General features: G+C 48.6%; 14 protein-coding genes. 8 read left to right on the top strand and 6 right to left on the bottom strand.

The features are described 5' to 3' along the window. Positions 1–3: 3 nt before the first annotated feature. The 3 genes from HHO50_RS03700 to HHO50_RS03690 all read left to right on the top strand — a co-directional run bounded on the left by HHO50_RS03700 (position 4) and on the right by HHO50_RS03690 (position 5949). A complete protein-coding gene (locus HHO50_RS03700; protein ID WP_181304647.1) occupies positions 4–1494 on the top strand; it encodes a RagB/SusD family nutrient uptake outer membrane protein in 1491 nt (496 codons plus the stop codon). Positions 1495–1842: 348 nt separating this feature from the next. After that, the gene (locus HHO50_RS03695) at positions 1843–3516 is read left to right on the top strand and encodes an amidase (protein WP_181304646.1); all 1674 of its coding nucleotides are present in this window, start codon (positions 1843–1845) and stop codon (positions 3514–3516) included. 42 nt (positions 3517–3558) lie between these two features. Beyond that, entirely contained in the window at positions 3559–5949 is a 2391-nt protein-coding gene (locus tag HHO50_RS03690) for a prolyl oligopeptidase family serine peptidase (RefSeq protein ID WP_181304645.1), read from the top strand. A 78-nt stretch (positions 5950–6027) separates the two neighbouring features. Here HHO50_RS03690 and HHO50_RS03685 read toward each other — a convergent pair whose 3' ends face one another. Together HHO50_RS03685 and HHO50_RS03680 are read right to left on the bottom strand one after the other, a co-directional pair. Continuing rightward, positions 6028–6870: a phosphatase PAP2 family protein gene (locus tag HHO50_RS03685; RefSeq protein WP_181304644.1), complete on the bottom strand. Its 843-nt coding sequence runs from the start codon at positions 6868–6870 to the stop codon at positions 6028–6030. Further along, positions 6870–7679 carry a phosphatase PAP2 family protein gene (locus HHO50_RS03680; RefSeq protein WP_181304643.1) on the bottom strand — a complete coding sequence of 270 codons (810 nt, stop codon included), beginning with the start codon at positions 7677–7679 and terminating at the stop codon, positions 6870–6872. Before HHO50_RS03680 ends, HHO50_RS03685 begins: the two co-directional genes overlap by 1 nt. 311 nt (positions 7680–7990) lie before the next feature. On the opposite strand from HHO50_RS03680, the gene metK reads away from it, so the two are divergent. Continuing rightward, positions 7991–9295 (top strand): methionine adenosyltransferase, encoded by a 1305-nt coding sequence (metK, locus tag HHO50_RS03675; protein WP_181304642.1) that lies wholly within the window; start codon positions 7991–7993, stop codon positions 9293–9295. A gap of 483 nt (positions 9296–9778) precedes the next feature. Here the strand turns inward: metK and hpf are convergent, their stop codons facing one another. The 4 genes from hpf to HHO50_RS03655 all read right to left on the bottom strand — a co-directional run bounded on the left by hpf (position 9779) and on the right by HHO50_RS03655 (position 12474). Continuing rightward, entirely contained in the window at positions 9779–10078 is a 300-nt protein-coding gene (hpf, locus tag HHO50_RS03670; RefSeq protein WP_181304641.1) for a ribosome hibernation-promoting factor, HPF/YfiA family, read from the bottom strand. Between the two features lie 25 nt (positions 10079–10103). Beyond that, entirely contained in the window at positions 10104–10982 is an 879-nt protein-coding gene (xerC, locus tag HHO50_RS03665; RefSeq protein ID WP_181304640.1) for a tyrosine recombinase XerC, read from the bottom strand. A 74-nt stretch (positions 10983–11056) separates the two neighbouring features. After that, entirely contained in the window at positions 11057–11251 is a 195-nt protein-coding gene (gene rpsU / locus HHO50_RS03660) for a 30S ribosomal protein S21 (RefSeq protein ID WP_123127797.1), read from the bottom strand. A gap of 83 nt (positions 11252–11334) precedes the next feature. Continuing rightward, positions 11335–12474, bottom strand: coding sequence for an acyl-CoA dehydrogenase (locus tag HHO50_RS03655; RefSeq protein WP_181304639.1), 1140 nt, complete (start codon positions 12472–12474; stop codon positions 11335–11337). Positions 12475–12960: 486 nt separating this feature from the next. Between HHO50_RS03655 and HHO50_RS03650 the strand changes: the two genes are divergently transcribed. The 4 genes from HHO50_RS03650 to HHO50_RS03635 all read left to right on the top strand — a co-directional run bounded on the left by HHO50_RS03650 (position 12961) and on the right by HHO50_RS03635 (position 18025). Then, complete coding sequence (locus HHO50_RS03650; RefSeq protein ID WP_181304638.1) at positions 12961–13836, top strand: polysaccharide biosynthesis/export family protein; 876 nt, start codon at positions 12961–12963, stop codon at positions 13834–13836. 4 nt (positions 13837–13840) lie between these two features. After that, positions 13841–16273: a polysaccharide biosynthesis tyrosine autokinase gene (locus HHO50_RS03645; protein ID WP_181304637.1), complete on the top strand. Its 2433-nt coding sequence runs from the start codon at positions 13841–13843 to the stop codon at positions 16271–16273. Between the two features lie 80 nt (positions 16274–16353). Next, positions 16354–17031, top strand: a complete 678-nt coding sequence (locus tag HHO50_RS03640; protein WP_255478578.1) for a tyrosine-protein phosphatase — start codon at positions 16354–16356, stop codon at positions 17029–17031. Positions 17032–17050: 19 nt separating this feature from the next. Beyond that, the gene (locus tag HHO50_RS03635) at positions 17051–18025 is read left to right on the top strand and encodes an NAD-dependent epimerase/dehydratase family protein (protein WP_181304635.1); all 975 of its coding nucleotides are present in this window, start codon (positions 17051–17053) and stop codon (positions 18023–18025) included. Positions 18026–18096 lie beyond the last annotated feature (71 nt).

Below are 18096 nucleotides of genomic sequence, written 5' to 3'. Positions count from 1 at the left end.
AAAATGAAAAAAGTAATATATAGTGTTTTCTTGATGGCCGGGCTGCTTACTTCTTCCTGCAGCGAGGATTATCTGGATACAGTGCCTACTAGCGATGTGACAGAGGCAGATGTATTATCAAGTACTGAGAATGCCTACGCCGCGCTGAATGGAATTCACCGGATGATGTACTCCCAGCATAATTCAAGGCAGAACCAAGGAGGTGAAGGCACCAATAAAATTTTCATGGATGCCTTGGGTGAAGATTGGGTGCAGACAGCCCAAGGGAATGGATGGTTTAATGGCGAGCATAACTGGACCTCTCACCGCAATGCTACTTCCACTACTACTTATAACCATGCTTGGTATTATTTCTACTATAGAATAATTGCTAATGCCAATATGCTTATCAATGGACTAGATAATGCAACTGGTTCTGAGGCTGAAAAAGAAATGGTGATAGGTCAGGCGTTAGTGTACCGGGCTTGGGCACATTTTCAGCTGGTACAGGCTTTTGGTGAGCGGTATGATGCCTCTAAAACTAACAGCCAGCTAGGAATACCATTGGCACTTACTAATACAACGGAAGGTCAGCCGCGTGCAACCGTTGAGGAGGTTTATGCCCAGGTTAACCAAGATCTGGATCTAGCTATCACAAAACTTGCCAATGCTCCTGCACGTGCAGAAAAGTCTCATTTTAATGTGTGGGTAGCAAAAGGCGTAAAAGCCAGAGTAGCCTTAACAATGCAAAATTGGGCCTCAGCGTCAAGCCTTGCGAAAGAAGTGATTGCGGGGAGTGGTGCTTCTTTGATGACGCAGCAAGAGTATTTAGGAGGGTTTAATAGCGTAGGTAACAGAGAATGGCTTTGGGGAAGTAAAATGATTCCAGACCAAACTTCTTACTTCTACTCCTTCTTTGCTTATATGTCGTCTAACTACAATTCTTCCTATATTAGAACTAACCCTAGAAGAATTAATTCATTGCTGTACGACAAGATTGCTGAAACTGATGTACGCAAGAAAGTATGGTCACCAACTGGAACAGGAGTAACTGTTCCTTCTGGAGGTGTTAAACCAACCTACATACAAAATAAATTCAGGGTTGCTGATACCGGATCAAGTATTGGAGATGTGCCTCATATGCGCTTAGCAGAGATGTACTTAATTGCTGCCGAGGCAGACGCTCGCAGAGGCGAAGACGCTTTAGCACTTGGAAGCCTTAATACTTTGTTAATTGCCCGCGGTGCTCCAGCCTCAACGAAGGCAGGTAAAGATTTGATTGATGAAATACTCATTCAACGCCGGATTGAGTTGTGGGGAGAAGGCTTCCGGTTCTTAGATTTGAAGCGTACTAACAGCCCGCTTGATAGAACTGGTGCGAATCATCCCGCTACATTTGCCTGGGCCATCACAACCAATAATTTTGTTGTGCCTGCAGGAGCAAAAGAATGGCAATTCTTATTTCCACAAAGGGAAATAGATACTAATAAAGCAATCGTGCAGAACCCACTTTAATTTAGCCATCTTCCTTTATAACAAAAGAGCCGTCTCTCAAGACGGCTCTTTTGTTATAAAGGAAGATGGCAGTGAAGCTGTGTAGAATTTCCGAAACATGGCTAGCACAAGCGTTTGATGGGGTCGCCTTCTGGTTGAAAATTTCTGTTTAGAAGCTGCTTTGCGGAAAATAGCCTCTAAACAGAAGGTATAGCGGCGTTTTCACCAAGGGGATGTGTGTAGCTATAGAACAAGAAAACTCTGCTCAAAACTGTAAACAGCTTCAGTTATAAACTTAAAAGTCCTTATAAGTTCATAGCATATTTGCAATAAATTGTCCTTCAAAGAAGATAATAAACGTACATAAGCATGATTAAAAGCAAGCATAAAACGTTAGTTCTCTCCAGCCTTGGAGTGGCGCTTTTCTTTACCGGTGCCTTTGTGGGGAGAAGGTTGGAGGTAGCAAAGATAACCGTGCCAATGGTGCAGAGTGCCCAGCAACTATTAGGGCTCAACTTTAAGCCAGCCCAACTAGATACCGCCTTAGCCGAGTTAACCGATCTTAGGAATAGTTACGGACGTTTAAGGACTGCTAAAATTGGAAACGACGTGCCCCCGGCGCTTATGTTTAACCCACTGCCGGTCGGCTTCACATTTGAGCGGGAGAAAGAGAAATTCAAGCCATCCTCTTTAAATAAGGTAGAGCTTCCGGCCAACAGAGAAGATCTGGCGTTTTATTCCGTGAGGGAGTTGGCAGAGCTCTTAAAGGCAAAGAAGATTTCTTCAGTAGAGTTGACGCAGTTTTTTCTGGAACGCCTGAAGAAGTACAATCCTAAACTACAGTGTGTCACCTCCTTCACAGAGGAACTGGCCATGCAACAAGCCAAACAAGCAGATGCTGAAATCAAAGCCGGAAAGTACAAGGGCCTATTGCATGGCATTCCGTTTGGGGTAAAAGATTTGTTGAGTACCAGAGGCTATAAAACCACCTGGGGCGCGGTGCCTTTCAAAGACCAGGCCATTGAGGAAGATGCCACGGTGGTTGTGAGGCTGAGAGAGGCTGGGGCAGTGTTAGTCGCTAAAATGACCTTAGGGGAGTTGGCCATGGGCGATGTCTGGTATGGTGGAAAAACACGTACCCCCTGGGATATTGCCAGAGGCTCCAGCGGCTCATCGGCGGGCTCAGCCTCGGCGGTAGCCGCAGGTCTGCTGCCGTTTGCCATTGGGACAGAAACCCTAGGCTCCATTGTCTCTCCCTCTACCGCTTGTGGTACCACAGGGCTTCGGCCCACATATGGCCGGGTGAGCCGCCATGGGGCTATGGCCTTGAGTTGGTCAATGGATAAGATAGGCCCCATTGCCAGAACGGTAGAAGACTGTGCCATTGTGTTCAATGCTATTTATGGCCCAGACGGCAAAGACCAGTCCGTCTATGACGCTCCTTTCAATTATGACGCGAAACGGAACCTCAAGAAACTGCGCATTGGGTACCTGAAAACCGATTTTGAGCGCGACTACCCAACCAAAGCGCAAGACCAGGCTACGCTAGCGGCATTGCGGAAAGCAGGGCACGAACTTATTCCTATAGAACTGCCCAAAATGCCGGTAAATGACCTGGTAATGACCATCTCAGTGGAAGGTGCGACGGCATTTGATGAAATCACCCGCAACGGAAAGGTAGATTTAATGGTGAACCAGGATAAAAATGCCTGGCCCAATACCTTCCGGAGTGCAAGGTTTATTCCTGCCGTAGAGTATCTTCAGGCCCAGCGGGTACGCTATCAGTTGATTCAGGAAATGCACAAAATGATGCACCAAGTAGATGTGTACGTATCACCAGCGTTTGCGAGCAGCAACCTGGTTATCACAAACCTGACAGGCCACCCCTGTGTGGTGGTGCCAAACGGTTTTAACAGCAGAAACCTGCCTACCACCATTACTTTTATTGGAAAGTTGTTTGGGGAAGCAGAACTGTTGGCTTTTGCCAAAGAATACCAAGATGGAACAGATTTTCACAAAAAACATCCATCTTTGAATTTCTAATCTCTTTCCTTTTTGACGTGTTTTTCAAAAATAAGCTTAAAAATGCATCTCATTAAAGCAACTTGGGTACTAATGGTGGCCTTGGTACTACCCCTATGTACCATTAACGCCCAAACCAAACCAACGCTCACGGTTGATAAGATCATGCAAGATCCCGCCCAGTGGCTTGGTACTTCGCCTAGTAACATCTATTGGTCTGATGATAGTAGAAATGTCTATTTCCAGTGGAATCCTGAGAAAGCGAAACGAGACTCTTTGTACACGGTGCAGGTAAAAGGCACAAAAGCAACCAAAGTATCGGCCGCTGCCCGCAGGAGATTATTCACGCCCGGGGGAGTGTACAACCAGAAGAGAACCCACCGGGTGTATGAGCGGGGAGGAGACCTCTTCCTGTTAGACGTAAAGAGTGGCAAGCTGAGGCAACTCACCAAAACCGTAGAACGCGAGTCGTCACCGGGGTTTGCATTTGATGAGCAGGAAGTAACCTACGTGAAAGACGGCAATCTCTATGCCTGGAACATCGCCAATGGCCAAACACGGCAATTAACCGATTTCAGGAAAGGCAGAAAGCCCGTAGATCCAGACTTGGTAAGGGACAAGCAGGAACGTTTTCTGCGCGAGCAGCAGGTAGAGTTGTTGCAGATCATCCAAAAGAGAGAGGAAGCCCGGAAACAGCAGCGCTTGGCCCAGAGAGAAACGGCCAGCAGCAGACCCAAAGAGATCTACCTCGAAGACAAATTGGTAGATAACATCATCCTGAGCCCAGATGAGCGGTTTATCACCTACCGCTTAGTGGCAAGACCCGCCAACAGCAAGATTGCACAAGTGCCTAACTATGTCACGGCATCGGGCTACACCGAAGAAATTGCCACCAGAACCAAAGTGGGCGATGAGCAGGCGACCTATGAACTGGGGCTGTATGACCTCACGCGGGATACTACCTACCTGGTTTCTTTCAAAACGTTGCCTGGCATTCAAGACCGGCCTGCTTACCTACAGACAAATCAAAAGACGGGCAAAGCGGACTCTGCACGTTCGGCCGCTGGCCAAAGGAAGATCATGATGTTTGGGCCGTATTACTCGCCCAACGGCAAGAAAGCCGTGCTGGTAGCCAGATCTCAGGATAACAAAGACCGTTGGATCATGGGTTTCGATCCCGCTACCCGGGCAATCAAACTCCTGGATCGGCAGCATGACGATGCCTGGATCAACGGCTATGGTGCCGGTGAGATTGGCTGGCTGCCAGACAACGAGAAGGTGTGGTTTCTCTCTGAGGAAAGCGGCTATGCGCACCTATATACGGTAAATGCTACAACCGGAAACAAAGCTGCCCTGACCAGCGGTAAGTTTGAGGTGCAGAGCATCCAAATGTCCAACGATAAAAAGTACTGGTTTCTCACCACCAACCAGGTACACCCGGGCGAGCAGCATTTCTACCGACTGCCGCTGAAGGGCGGAAAAATGGAGCAGATCACCAGAATGACCGGGGCGCATGAAGTAACCATATCGCCAGATGAAAAGAACCTGGCCATCCGCTACTCCTATTCCAACAAGCCCTGGGAGCTATACCTCATGGAGAACCGGCCCGGTGCCAAACCGGTGCAAATCACCAAATCTACTACCGCTGAGTTTAATGCCTATCCTTGGCGCGAGCCGGAAGTGATCACCTACAAAGCAGCAGACGGAGCCGAGGTGCATGCCAGACTGTACCGGCCAGAGAATGCCTCGGGAACAGGGCCTGCCGTCATATTTGTGCACGGCGCGGGGTATCTGCAGAACGCCCATAAATGGTGGAGTACCTACTTCAGGGAGTACATGTTCCATAATCTTCTGGCAGACAAAGGCTATACCGTTTTGGACATTGATTACCGCGGCAGTGCGGGTTACGGACGTGACTGGCGCACGGGCATCTACCGTCACATGGGCGGAAAAGACCTGAGTGACCACGTAGACGGGGCGAGGCTGCTGGTGGAGAAATACAACGTAGACCCCCAAAGAATTGGCATCTACGGCGGTTCTTACGGCGGGTTCATTACCCTCATGGCCATGTTTACCCAACCAGATGTTTTTGCCGCCGGGGCCGCCCTGCGCTCTGTGACTGATTGGGCACACTATAACCACGGCTACACCTCCAACATCTTAAATGAGCCCCAAAGCGACAGTCTGGCCTACGTGCGCAGCTCACCCATCTACTTTGCCGAAGGCTTGAAAGGAGCCCTCCTCATGTGCCACGGAATGGTAGACACCAACGTGCATTTCCAGGATATTGTGCGGTTATCACAGCGCTTGATTGAGCTGAAAAAGGAAAACTGGGAGCTGGCCGTTTACCCCATAGAAGACCACGGGTTTGTAGAGCCCAGCAGCTGGACAGATGAGTACAAGCGTATTCTCAAGCTTTTTGAGGCTAATTTGAACAAAACAGGCCCAAAATAGAATAACTGCCTCTAAAACAGGAAAGCCAGCCCCACGGGGCTGGCTTTCCTGTTTTAGAGGCAGTTTTAGAAAAGTAAGCTAAAAACGCTTTGTTAGCGCCACGCCTTGCAGAAATTCTCCCGGCAACTGCTCGGCGGCGGGAATAAGTCTCCAGCCCATCTGGTTGTTCTTCTTATGCAGTTCTGGCACCAGAATCCCGATGGTGGCCCCCACGGTATAACCTACAATATTATCGCTCAGGAAATGCTTGCCCGCCCTAAGCCTTAAATACCCTACCGTGGCCGGCACTGCGGCGGCGGCTCCCCATACCACCGGGCGCCAGGGCGAATCTGGGTGCAGGTCATGGAAGACTTTGGCCGTGAAAAAGGCAACACTGGCCGTTGCGGCGGTATGTCCCGCAAAAAAAGAGTTCTCGGCATACTTATGCAGCCTTTCCTCCAGCGGAGCGTGGGTGGCGTAGACATTGGGCCTTTTCCGGTTGGTTAAGCCAGCGGTTAAAGCATAAAGCCCCCCGGCCAAAGACACGGTTTCAGCATAAAGGAAGTAAATGTCCTTAAGGTGCGGAGTAGCGGTTTTATCAGCCAGAAAAAGCAAGGGCAGGGCGTACGACGTGTAGAAAAAGACATCGCTGGCATCTTTGGCTTTCTTGCTGTAGTTGCCGGCGGCCCATCGGTCAAACCTATTTACCTGGTTTTTGTCTAGGGTCAGCAGGTCTGCTTCCGTCAGTTGCTCTTTGTTGGTGAGCAGCAAAGAACCTGCTACCGACATGGTAACCCCTCCGGCGGTAATCAGCCCATCGCGCAGCAAATCTGTGTGGTACAGGCGGTTCACCGTGCTTTGCGCCTGTACCGGAGCAAAGGCAAGCTGGAGCAGGGTCACACACGCCAATAGGTACTGAAAGGACGTAGACAAGCGGCTCATTAGAATTTATACTGAAGGCTTACTCCGTCCAGGTTTTGGCCAAGCACCGGAATCACGGTAGGGGCTACAGAAAGCCCTATGTCTTTCTTGTGCAATTGCGGCACCAGAATACCCACTGCAGCACCTACACCATAGCCCACCAGGTTGTCGCTGAGGAAATGTTTTCCGGCCTCCAGGCGCAAGTAGCCCACCACAGCGGGAACCACGGCAGCCCCGGCCCACACAAAAGGCCTAGCTGGTGAGTCTGGGTTGTAGTCATGGAATACTTTGGCGGTAAAGAAAGAGATAGTGGAGACCGCCGCCGTATGCCCTGCGAAGAAGGAATTCTGGGAGTTAGCCCGGGTTTTCTCCCCAATTTCTACCGCTGGGCTGTAAGTCAAAGGCCGGGCTCTGGGAAACGCGGCTGAGCTCATGGTGAAGAGCGTACCGGTGATGGCCATGGTCTCTACGTAAAGCGCCAGCAACTGCCCAGTGTTATCATTGATATCAGAGTCAAACAAAAGTAACGCCGGCGCCGCTAATGAGCCATACAGCATAAAGTCGCTTACTTTTTTCGCGCTTTCACTGTGGTTACCCGCCGAGAAACGGTCAAAGCTATTCACGTCGCTTTTCCGCAGCGCCAATGCTTCTGCCCGGGTGAAAGGCTCCTTCTGCTGCATCAGGTACAAACCCAATCCGCTTAAACCCATTCCAGCCACCGTAATAGGAGCGTCTACCTTAAATGAAGTTTTATAAGGAGAAGTAGATTGGGCAAACGTCTGAGTAATAGCGAAAAAGCTAATTAAAAGAGTATAAAGGTGTTTTTTCATAGCTGGAAGGAATAGGTAAAATATGAATTATAAGATGTTTCTGAAACGGGAAGAGGTTTAAAAGGTTTCTGCCCGGGATTGTATGGCCTTCAAAGCTGTTGAGACTCAGGGGCAATCTGGTTTTTAGGCTGTTTTCTTAAAAAGTGCCTAAAAGCGGGGAGAGGCCAGATAAGCCAGATTTCTTCTAAAAGAAAAGATGGCAGAATTGCCCATTTGCAAGGTATGTTTTTGCATCTCCGCCAATTAAACTAAATTTGTCACTTGCGGGCCAAGTGCTGTGCCGCCTTGTTGTTGAAATAATAATCTAGATAATGCCTTATCTTTTTACATCTGAGTCGGTATCGGAAGGACATCCGGATAAAGTGGCCGATCAAATTTCTGATGCCCTGTTGGATGAATTCCTGAAACAGGATCCTCAGTCAAAAGTAGCCTGTGAGACCCTGGTGACCACTGGTTTGGTGGTGCTGAGCGGCGAGGTGAAATCATCGGCCTACGTTGACGTGCAGAAAGTAGCCCGTGAGGTGATCCGCCGCATTGGGTATACCAAGTCAGAGTACAAGTTTGATGCCGAGGCGTGTGGGGTGATCTCTACCATCCATGAGCAATCTGGAGACATCAACCAGGGCGTTGAGCGCGAGAACCCCGAAGACCAGGGAGCCGGTGACCAGGGCATGATGTTCGGCTATGCCACCAACGAGACGGACAGCTACATGCCGTTGGCGCTGGAGATTTCCCACCTGCTGCTGAAAGAATTGGCCGCTGTGCGGAAAGAAGGCAAAGAAATGACCTACCTGCGTCCTGATGCCAAATCGCAGGTGACCATCCGTTACTCAGATACCCACGTACCCGAGAAGATTGACACGGTGGTGATCTCCACCCAGCACGATGAGTTTGAAAGTTCAGACGCCAATGACCGGGCTGCCTCTAAGCAGGCCGAAGAGAAAATGGTTTCCAAAATCAAGGAAGACGTTTTGAACATTCTGCTTCCTAGGGTGAAAGCCCAATTGCCCCAGCGTACGGTTGATCTATTTTCCGATGATATCACCTACCACATCAACCCAACGGGTAAATTCGTGATTGGAGGCCCGCACGGCGATACGGGTTTGACGGGCCGTAAGATTATTGTGGATACCTACGGGGGCAAAGGCGCTCACGGCGGCGGCGCTTTCTCCGGGAAAGATTCTTCTAAAGTAGACCGTTCGGCCGCTTACGCCGCCCGCCATATTGCCAAAAACTTAGTGGCTGCCGGGGTGGCAGACCAGGCCTTGGTGCAGGTAGCGTACGCCATCGGCGTAGCCGAGCCCGTTGGATTATATGTAACCACCTACGGCACCACCAAAGTGAAAGGAGCCAACGGCGAAACCATGACCGACGGTGAGATCGCGAACAAAGTGAATGAGTTGTTTGAGATGCGCCCGTATGATATTGTGAAGCGTTTTGGCCTGCAGAACCCTATTTTCTCTGAGACTGCCGCTTACGGACACATGGGCCGTGCGTCTGGCGTGAAAAAAGTAGTGTACCAGGTGAACGGTACAACTGAAACAAGGGAGTTTGAGACCTTTACCTGGGAGAAATTAGACTACGTAGACAGAATCAAAGCTGCTTTCAATTTGTAAGAGGTGTGATTATCGCCTGTTTTAACGAAAAGAGCCCTAAAACGGGGCTCTTTTTCTATATAGCGGTATTTGTATTTTTGGTGCCATTGTTGGTGTTATCACCAACAATTCTTTATCGGTTCCTTTCTCAAAACTACCATCAAACTGAACTGAGTAGAAGTTGTGAGTGAGAACACCATAGCTGTCAGGCTAAGAGGGGAAACCCCCATTTTTGCAATGCCTAAAAGGCTTCTACCATACCCAAAGCCATCTTGCTTGTTGGTGAAAACACGCAACAAGGGCGGGCGGTAAAGCTTTTGTATAGGTAGACTCTTGGTAATATCCCCTTAGCCTGACAGCTATGGTGAGCACACCAACAACGGCACGGGGAATACGGCCATAAGACTTTTGTGGGTAATTTGGTGTAAGAGACTCGTTTATAGCCTGTTTTAACGAAAAGAGCCCCAAAACGGGGCTCTTTTTGTATATATGAACATCTGTATTTTAGTGAGTAGTCAGCTTGTCTTTGTACCTGATCAGCTGCTTTTTCATGTCTTCCACGGCTTTGTCGGTGGCAGTCTCAAAGGTGCCGGCCTCTTCTGAGCAGAACAGGGTAGCACCGGGCACAAACAATTTCACCTCCACTAACTTATTATCATGAGACTCTGGTTTTAGCACACGCAGAACCACTTCGCCGCTTACTATTCTATCAAAATAGGTGTCCAGCTTGTCAAGCTTTCTCTGAAGGAAATCTAACAGACTTTGGTCTGCGGTGAAGTGTACAGATCTGATTTGCAGTTTCATAGTTTACTTCTTTAGGTGTTACGAATTACGCTTTGGGATGAGCTTTCTCAAAGACGGCTTTAAGTTTTTCAATGGAATTATGGGTATAGACCTGCGTGGCCGCCAAACTGGAGTGGCCCAGCAACTCTTTGATGGCGCCCAGATCTGCCCCTCTGTTCAATAGATGGGTGGCAAACGAGTGACGGAGTACGTGCGGACTGTTCTTGATGGCAGTAGACACAGAACTCATGTACTTGGTGACCACCCGGTATACATACTTGGGGTAGAGGGGAGCCTCTTTATCCGTAACGAAGAGAAAAGGAGAATTGTTATTAGGAAAAGTAGCCCGTCTTGCCTGTAAGTAGAGGGTCAGTGCCTGTACCAAGGAAGGGTTCAAAGGCAGGATACGCTCTTTGTTGCCCTTGCCTAACACTTTCAAGGTGCTGGCAGAGAGATTGATATCCCCTAGTTTCAGGTTGGTTAATTCTGCTAAGCGCATGCCTGTGCCATACAGCAGTTCAAGGATCAATTTTTCCCGTTGGCCTTTGAAATCAGCAGAAAACTCGCTTTGATCCAAGATTTGGGTGAAAGCCTCCTCCGGAAGGAAGGCCGGCAGCTTCTTGGCTAATTTAGGTGCTTTGATGCGAACGGTGGGGTTGCTTTCCAGCACGCCGCGTTGTACCAGAAAACGAAAGTAGGAGCGTAAAGAGGCAATTTTACGGGTAATGGTACGGCTGTCCAGATCCTTCTGGACTAGAGTAACCACCCAAGACCTGATGATGGCATGGTCTGCCGCCTGAATGTCTTCCAGTTCATACACCTCCTGTAGGTACTCTTTGAACTGCTGAAGATCTGTCTGGTACGAGGTAATGGTGTGCGGGCTGAAGCGCTTCTCGTACTGGAGGTACTTAAAAAATAATTCCATAAACTAGTAAGTAGCCGCTGGTAAGCGGTACGCACTAATTTATGGAATTACCACGTAAATTCTAGGGATAAAGACTAGTAGTTGTCGTTGGCGAACAATTGTTGCTTGTAGATGGCTCTCTCTTTCTGCTTTCTTTTAGACACAGAAGGCTTCTGGAAGAAAGTTCTAGCGCGTAATTGTTTCAAGACACCAGTTCTCTCGAATTTCTTTTTGAATCTTTTTAAGGCTTTGTCTACAGACTCGTTATCCTTTACGTTGATGATGATCATATAATAGATTGATTTTAAAGTCAGTTGTTTTAAGGATTGCAAAGGTATTTACAATTATACTCCAAGTCAATACCTTTCCCTAATTATTTTAATACTGCTCTGGAGATAACAAGTTTCTGGATTTCTGAAGTTCCTTCGCCAATGGTGCAAAGTTTTGAGTCACGGTAGTATTTCTCAGCCGGATAATCTTTGGTATAGCCGTACCCGCCAAAAATCTGAACCCCTTCGTTTGCTGCCCGCACGCACACCTCAGAAGCGTATAGTTTAGCCATCGCCGACTCTTTGGTTACGTTTTCGCCCCGGTTTTTCATAGCGGCGGCCCGGTAGGTAAGCAAGGCCGCGGCCTCAATCTCGGTGGCCATGTCAGCTAGTTTAAAGGCAATGCCCTGGAACTGAGCAATAGGTTTGTTGAACTGCTGGCGTTCCTTTGCATAGGCCAAAGCGGCTTCGTACGCACCCTGCGCTATTCCTAAGCTCAACGCGGCAATGGAAATACGTCCTCCGTCCAGCACTTTCATGGACTGGATAAACCCTTCGCCTACGTTGCCTAAGATGTTCTCATGGGGTACCCGGCAATCTTCAAAGATTAATTCCGTAGTCTCAGAGGCGCGCATCCCCAGTTTGTCTTCCTTTCGGCCCGCCGAAAAACCTTGAGTGGGTTTCTCAATAACAAACGCCGTCATGCCGTGCGAATCGCCTACTTCGCCGGTTCTGGCAATCACCACGGCAATGTTGCTGGATTTTCCGTGGGTGATAAAGTTTTTGGCGCCGTTTAGAACCCAATGGTCTCCGTCTCTTACTGCTACCGTACGCATGTTACCCGCGTCTGACCCGGTATTAGGTTCGGTGAGACCCCAGGCCCCAATCCACTCAGCGGTCGCTAACTTAGGCAGCCACTTTCTTTTTTGTTCTTCACTGCCGAACTGTAGGATATGGCCGGTGCACAAAGAGTTATGGGCCGCCATAGACAAACCAATAGAGCCATCTATCTTAGACAACTCGGCAATGGCCGTCACATATTCCAGGTATCCAAAGCCAGACCCACCGTATTCTTGCGGCACCAGCACGCCCATAAGCCCCAGTTCACCTAATTGCTTAAACACGTGAACGGGGAATTCCTGAGACTCGTCCCATTTCATCATGGCAGGTTTTATGGACTTGGCACCAAAGTCACGGATCATGTCCGCAATCATTTGCTGATTCTCATTGTAGGTAAGTTGCATATAGGAGTCTGTTTTCTTAAGTCAATTTTCCATAAAATTAGCAGAAAAATAACTTCCTACCTAACGTATGTTAGGGGTTTTGGTTGGGAAGTTTCTTCTATCTGTGTAGCTTCTGAATTAGTCCTGCTTCCATTAGGAGCGGTTTGGGTTTTCGGCCTGTTTTCATGAAAATAGCCTAAAAACGGCGGTGCAAGCGGGTGCTTGTGCCAGTGCACAGACAAACCTTTTGTTTTTGGCGTGTTTTCATAAAAGTAGCCTAAAAACGGCGGTACAAGCAGAGGCTCTCAAAGACCGTGCTTACTACAAGTATATTTCAATGCCTGCGTTTAGGGGAACGAGTGAGGTGTTTGCATGGGTAACTCAATTCCTTGCCTTCTGGTTTTTGGCGTAGCCATTACTTTTGCCTTACTTTGTAGTTAGCTTTATCTGTACATAGCCCAGGTAATGTTCAGGTGTTTATTTCTAATCAAGGCTCTTCTGTTAAGTATGTCTTCTGCCTTACGCAAATCTTTTTTCTATCTGTTTCTTTTGATTGGGGTCTCGCAATTGAGTTCCTGTAATGTTTACCGGCAGAACGTGATGTTCAGGACAGATGGTGATGTAAACGCTGATTTGCTTCGGGCTTCTATGGCAGAGGCTGGGCGTAACTACAGAATTCAACCTAATGATGTTCTGAACATTAGAATTTATACCAATAAAGGAGAGATATTAATTGATCCTAACAGCTTCTTGCGGCAGGAATTAGGGTCTGGCGGTAATATAACTGGCGGCGGCGCGAACCGGGGGAACAGAGCAGGGCAGACCAATAATACCTATCAGCAAGGCGGACAACAGCAGCAGCAATACGGGCAGGAGTATACTGTGCTGCCCAATGGCGAGGTGAAAGTGCCTATGATTGGGTTTGTGCAAGTGCAGGGATTGACAGTAGCACAAGCAGACAGCGTCTTCCAAAGCCAATTTGAAACTTATTATAGAGACACCTATGTTTATTCTCAAGTAGTTAGTAGGAGAGTGGTGGTGCTGGGGGCTACGGGAGGAAGTGTGATTCCGCTTACAAACGAAAACATTAATGTGGTGGAAGTTCTGGCGTTAGCCGGAGGTATCCCAGAAGACGGGAAAGCCCAGAATATTAGATTGATAAGAGACATTGCCACAGACAAACCTATTGTGCATGTGATTGATCTCTCTACCATTGCCGGTTTGCAGAAAGCCAGCCTTAGGGTTCAGCCCAATGACGTCATTTATGTGGAGCCCGTTAAAAGGGTGTTCAATGAGTCTCTTAGGGATGTTTTAACCGTAATAGGTGCTGTTTCAAATGTGCTCACCTCCTATATCGTTATCAGAAATATAATTTCAGAGTAGTTCCATGAGTGTAAAAACAGCCAATGATCTGGATGAACTGGATCATCGTTTGGGTAGTGTTGAAGAGGAAGAGGATGATGGCGGCACAAGCATTGATTTCGTCACTCTTTTACATGTAGTTCGGCGTAGCATTCCATGGGTAATATTGCTGATCATCTTGGGCGTGTCTGCCTCTTACCTTTATTTAAGGTACACCAAAAAAGTATATGAATCTTCGTCTACCATTAAGTTAGACGAGCAGTCTGAAGCAGGGGTTCTTGGACTGGAGAACAATGGCCTGAAAGTAGAGTCTGGTATTGGAAAGCTGCAAGGCGAAGTAGACCTGATTAAGTCTAACATTGTGTATGAAAGACTAAAGGGGACAATGCCCTTGCAGGTAAGCTATTATGTAGAAGCGCGCGTGCTGGATGCGGAGCTGTACAAAGACAGCCCCTTCTCCGTGACGTATGACACTGCCAGCTTCAGCTTATACGATCAGAAGATCTACGTGACGTTTACTTCCCCAAGTAAATTTGAGATAGCGCTAGGCAAAGAAGGAAACCGTACAACCCATTCAGTGGGTGCTCCTTTACGGCTTTCTGACAACCACATCACGGTCAATACTTCCCCTTCGTTTGGCGGTGCCCAGGTAGGGGAAACCTATTACTTCATTGTGCATAGCAACGGGTATCTGAAAAGGTACATTGATGAGAATCTAACCACCGCTATCCTTAACCCAGAGTCCAAGACCATCCAGATTTCATTCAAGGATTTCAATAGGTTCAAAGCCCATGATATTGTCAATAATATTGATGCAGTTTACCTGCAGCATAAACTTGAGCGCAGCAATCAGGCCAGTAGACAGACTCTTAGTTTCTTGAATGAGCAATTAAAGGAAACAGAAGACAGCCTCAGAAAGGCTGAGAATGACATTGAGCGGTTTGTAAGGCAGAACAAGTCGTATGATATCAAGTCTAACCTCCAGGAAGCGCTGTCCCAGGTGCAGGAATTAGAGAAAGAGAAGCTGGAACTACGGTTCCAGTTATCGCTTTTGAATACAATTCAGGGCAAGGTGCAGCGGAATGAGGATTTGGCTCTGATTGTAACCGGGCTGCAGGGGCAGGAAAACCAAGACCCTCAGTTAGCGGAACAATTATCTGAGCTTAGCTATTTACAGGCCCGGCAAAGAACAACGAGCAAGACCAGCAGAGGCAATACCCTTTCTGATGCGTTAGTGGAAGATCAGTTAAGTCTTGCTCAAAGTAGAATAAACGCTATTGTCAGCAGCAGCAGAGCACTGGTTCAGACTAAGATTGAGAACATTGACAGAAACCAGGCGGAGCTTACCGGCAAGATTCTACAGGCTCCTTCCAAGGAAACAGAGCGGGCCCGGCTGGAGCGTATCTTCGGGCTCTATGAAAGCTTCTTCACCCAGATCCTGAACAGACGGGTGGAGTACGGCATCGCCATGGCCGGGACAACGCCAGACTTTCAGATCCTGTCCCCAGCCAGCCTGCCCGGGGAAGAAAGCCCTATCTCCCCTAACACGTTCATCATCTACGCCATAGGCATTGCCGGGGGCTTGTTCCTGGGTGTTGGTTTGATTGCATCTCGGTATCTGATGCATGATACGGTGACCAATGTGAGGGAGTTGGAGCGAAATACTTCCATTCCTGTGCTAGGCGTGGTGCCGTCCTATGACAAGCAGAAGATGCCTTTCTCCAAGTTGGTGGTGAATCAGAACCCAAAGTCGGCTCTAAGTGAATCCATTCGTTCTGTAAGAACCAACCTGGAGTTCATGAGTGCCTCTAAGAAGAAAAGGATTATCTCCGTTACCTCCACCATAAGCGGAGAGGGGAAAACCTTTGTGGCGGTAAACCTGGGCGGGATTATTGCCATGTCTGGGTTGAAAGTGGTTATCCTTGATTTGGACATGCGCAAGCCTAAAGTGCACATCGCCTTAGACGGGGACAATGCGAAGGGAATGAGCACCATCCTGATTGACAAGCATTCAGTGGTGGAAAGCGTGCAGAACACCACAATCCCTGACTTAGATTTTATCTCTGCGGGGCCAACCCCCCCCAACCCGTCTGAGTTGATCATGGGTGGCCGTTTTGACAGTGTTTTAGAGGAACTGCACCAAATCTATGACATCATTCTGGTAGATAGCCCGCCGGTTGGTTTGGTCACGGACGGGGTTCTGATCATGCGCAAAGCAGACATTCCTTTGTACATCGTTCGGGCCAATTATTCTAAAAAGGCCTTCTTAAAGGGCATTGATAAATTGGTGCGCACCAACCATCTTTCAAACATGGCCGCCATCTTGAACGATGTTAACGGTGGAAATATGTATGGCTACGGTTACGGGTATGGCTACGGCTATGGCTACGGGCAAGGATACTACGATGAAGAAGAAAAGCCTTCCGTTGGAAATAAATTGAAGTCTATCTTTAAATAGGATCTATGTGGGATAGCCTTCGTAAACTCTGGGGTAAGAACGAGCCAGCAATCTCTTCTTTTGCCAACTTGCAGGCGGATATGCACTCGCACCTACTGCCCGGGCTAGATGATGGGGCCGTCACCCTGGAAGAGTCCATGCAACTTCTGGAAGCCCTCCAAGCCCTGGGTTTCAGAAAGCTGTGCATGACTCCCCACATTATGGGCGATTTTTACAAAAACACCCCAGAAACGATCAGGGCAAAACTACAGGAAGTGCAAGGGGCGGCTACCGCGCGTGGTTTTGAAATGGAGCTTTCCTGCGCAGCAGAATATTACCTGGATGAATGGTTTTTCTCTAAAGTAGAGAATGGCGAAGAGCTTTTGACCTTTGGCGGGGAACGTAAGTTTCTTTTAATGGAGACCTCTTACATGAACGAGCCCGCCCATCTCAGGCAAGTGATCTTCGCTACGCAGGCTGCTGGATATACCCCGGTGTTGGCACATCCTGAGCGGTACACGTACTTTTATGGCCGGGTAGAGGCGCTCATGTCTTTAAGAGAAACGGGGGTGTTGTTTCAGGTGAACGCCAATTCATTAGCCGGGTATTATTCCAAGCAGGCCAAAGAAGTAGCCCGCCAACTCATCAAAAGAAAGGCAGTTGAGTTCCTGGGCACCGATACCCACTCCATGAAGCACATTGCGGTGCTGGAGAAAGTGGTAAAAGAGCCTTTGTTCCAGGAAGCACTTAAATTGCCGCTTTTAAACGCTACCCTATAATCCTAAGCAGAAACCTCCTTTGAAACACGTACTGGTAACCGGTGGTAGTGGCCTTCTAGGCCATTTTCTTTTGCAGCGTCTGCTGGAGGAAGGCTGCGCCGTAACGGCAATCTATAGAAAGACTGTTTCGGAACTGGCCCATCCAAATTTACAGTGGGTAGCCGGAGACATCCTGGATACGCTGTTGCTCAGGTCGTTGGTGCAGGAAGTGGAGGAAGTCTACCATTGCGCCGGTTTTGTGTCCTATGCGCCGCAGGATGCCGCATTGCTTCAGCAGATAAACGTAGACGGTACCACCAACGTAGTAGACGCCTGCCTAGCCAAACCGGGAGTGCGTTTGTGCCATGTCAGCTCCATTGCGGCTATAAACCGAAAAAGAGGCGAAAAACGCATCCAGGAAGAGGTGAAGTGGGATCCGGCGGCGGAAAGGTCAGTGTATGCGTTCTCTAAACATTACGCCGAGATGGAGGTTTGGAGAGGGATTTCTGAAGGACTGCAAGCCGTCATTGTGAACCCGTCGGTTATTCTGGGGCCCGGCGATCTGGGACGGAGCAGCACCCAACTGTTCAAATATATTGCAGACGAGCGGGCTTTCTATACGCAGGGGTATGCTAACTTCGTAGACGTGCGGGACGTGGTAGAGGCCATGCTGCTTTTAATGAACGGAAACCATTGGGGCGAACGTTTCATCATCAACGCCCACCAGACCACTTACCAGCAATTCTTCCAGCGTGTAGCGGTGTTGATGGGTAAAAAGGCCCCCTCTGTCAAGGTGCCGTACTGGGTGGCCGAAATAGTGTGGCGGCTGGAAAGTGTGAGAGGCAAACTAACGGGGGTGAAGCCGTTGATAACCAAAGAAACCGCCAGAATTGCGAAAGAGGAACACTTTTACTCCAATTCAAAAATAAAGGCGGCAACTGGCATCATGTTCCGGCCGTTGGAAGATACCCTGCGTTGGAGCTGCGAAGGACTTGCGAAGACAAGAACCACCTAAGGCACTTCTTGGCAGGGTAAATGTGTTGTACAGAGAAGGGCTATTTGCTTAGCCCGTGTTGAGATTTACTT

This window comes from Rufibacter sp. XAAS-G3-1 (assembly GCF_013623775.1).
Classification (GTDB): domain Bacteria; phylum Bacteroidota; class Bacteroidia; order Cytophagales; family Hymenobacteraceae; genus Nibribacter.
This window is presented reverse-complemented; position numbering and strand designations above follow the sequence as displayed.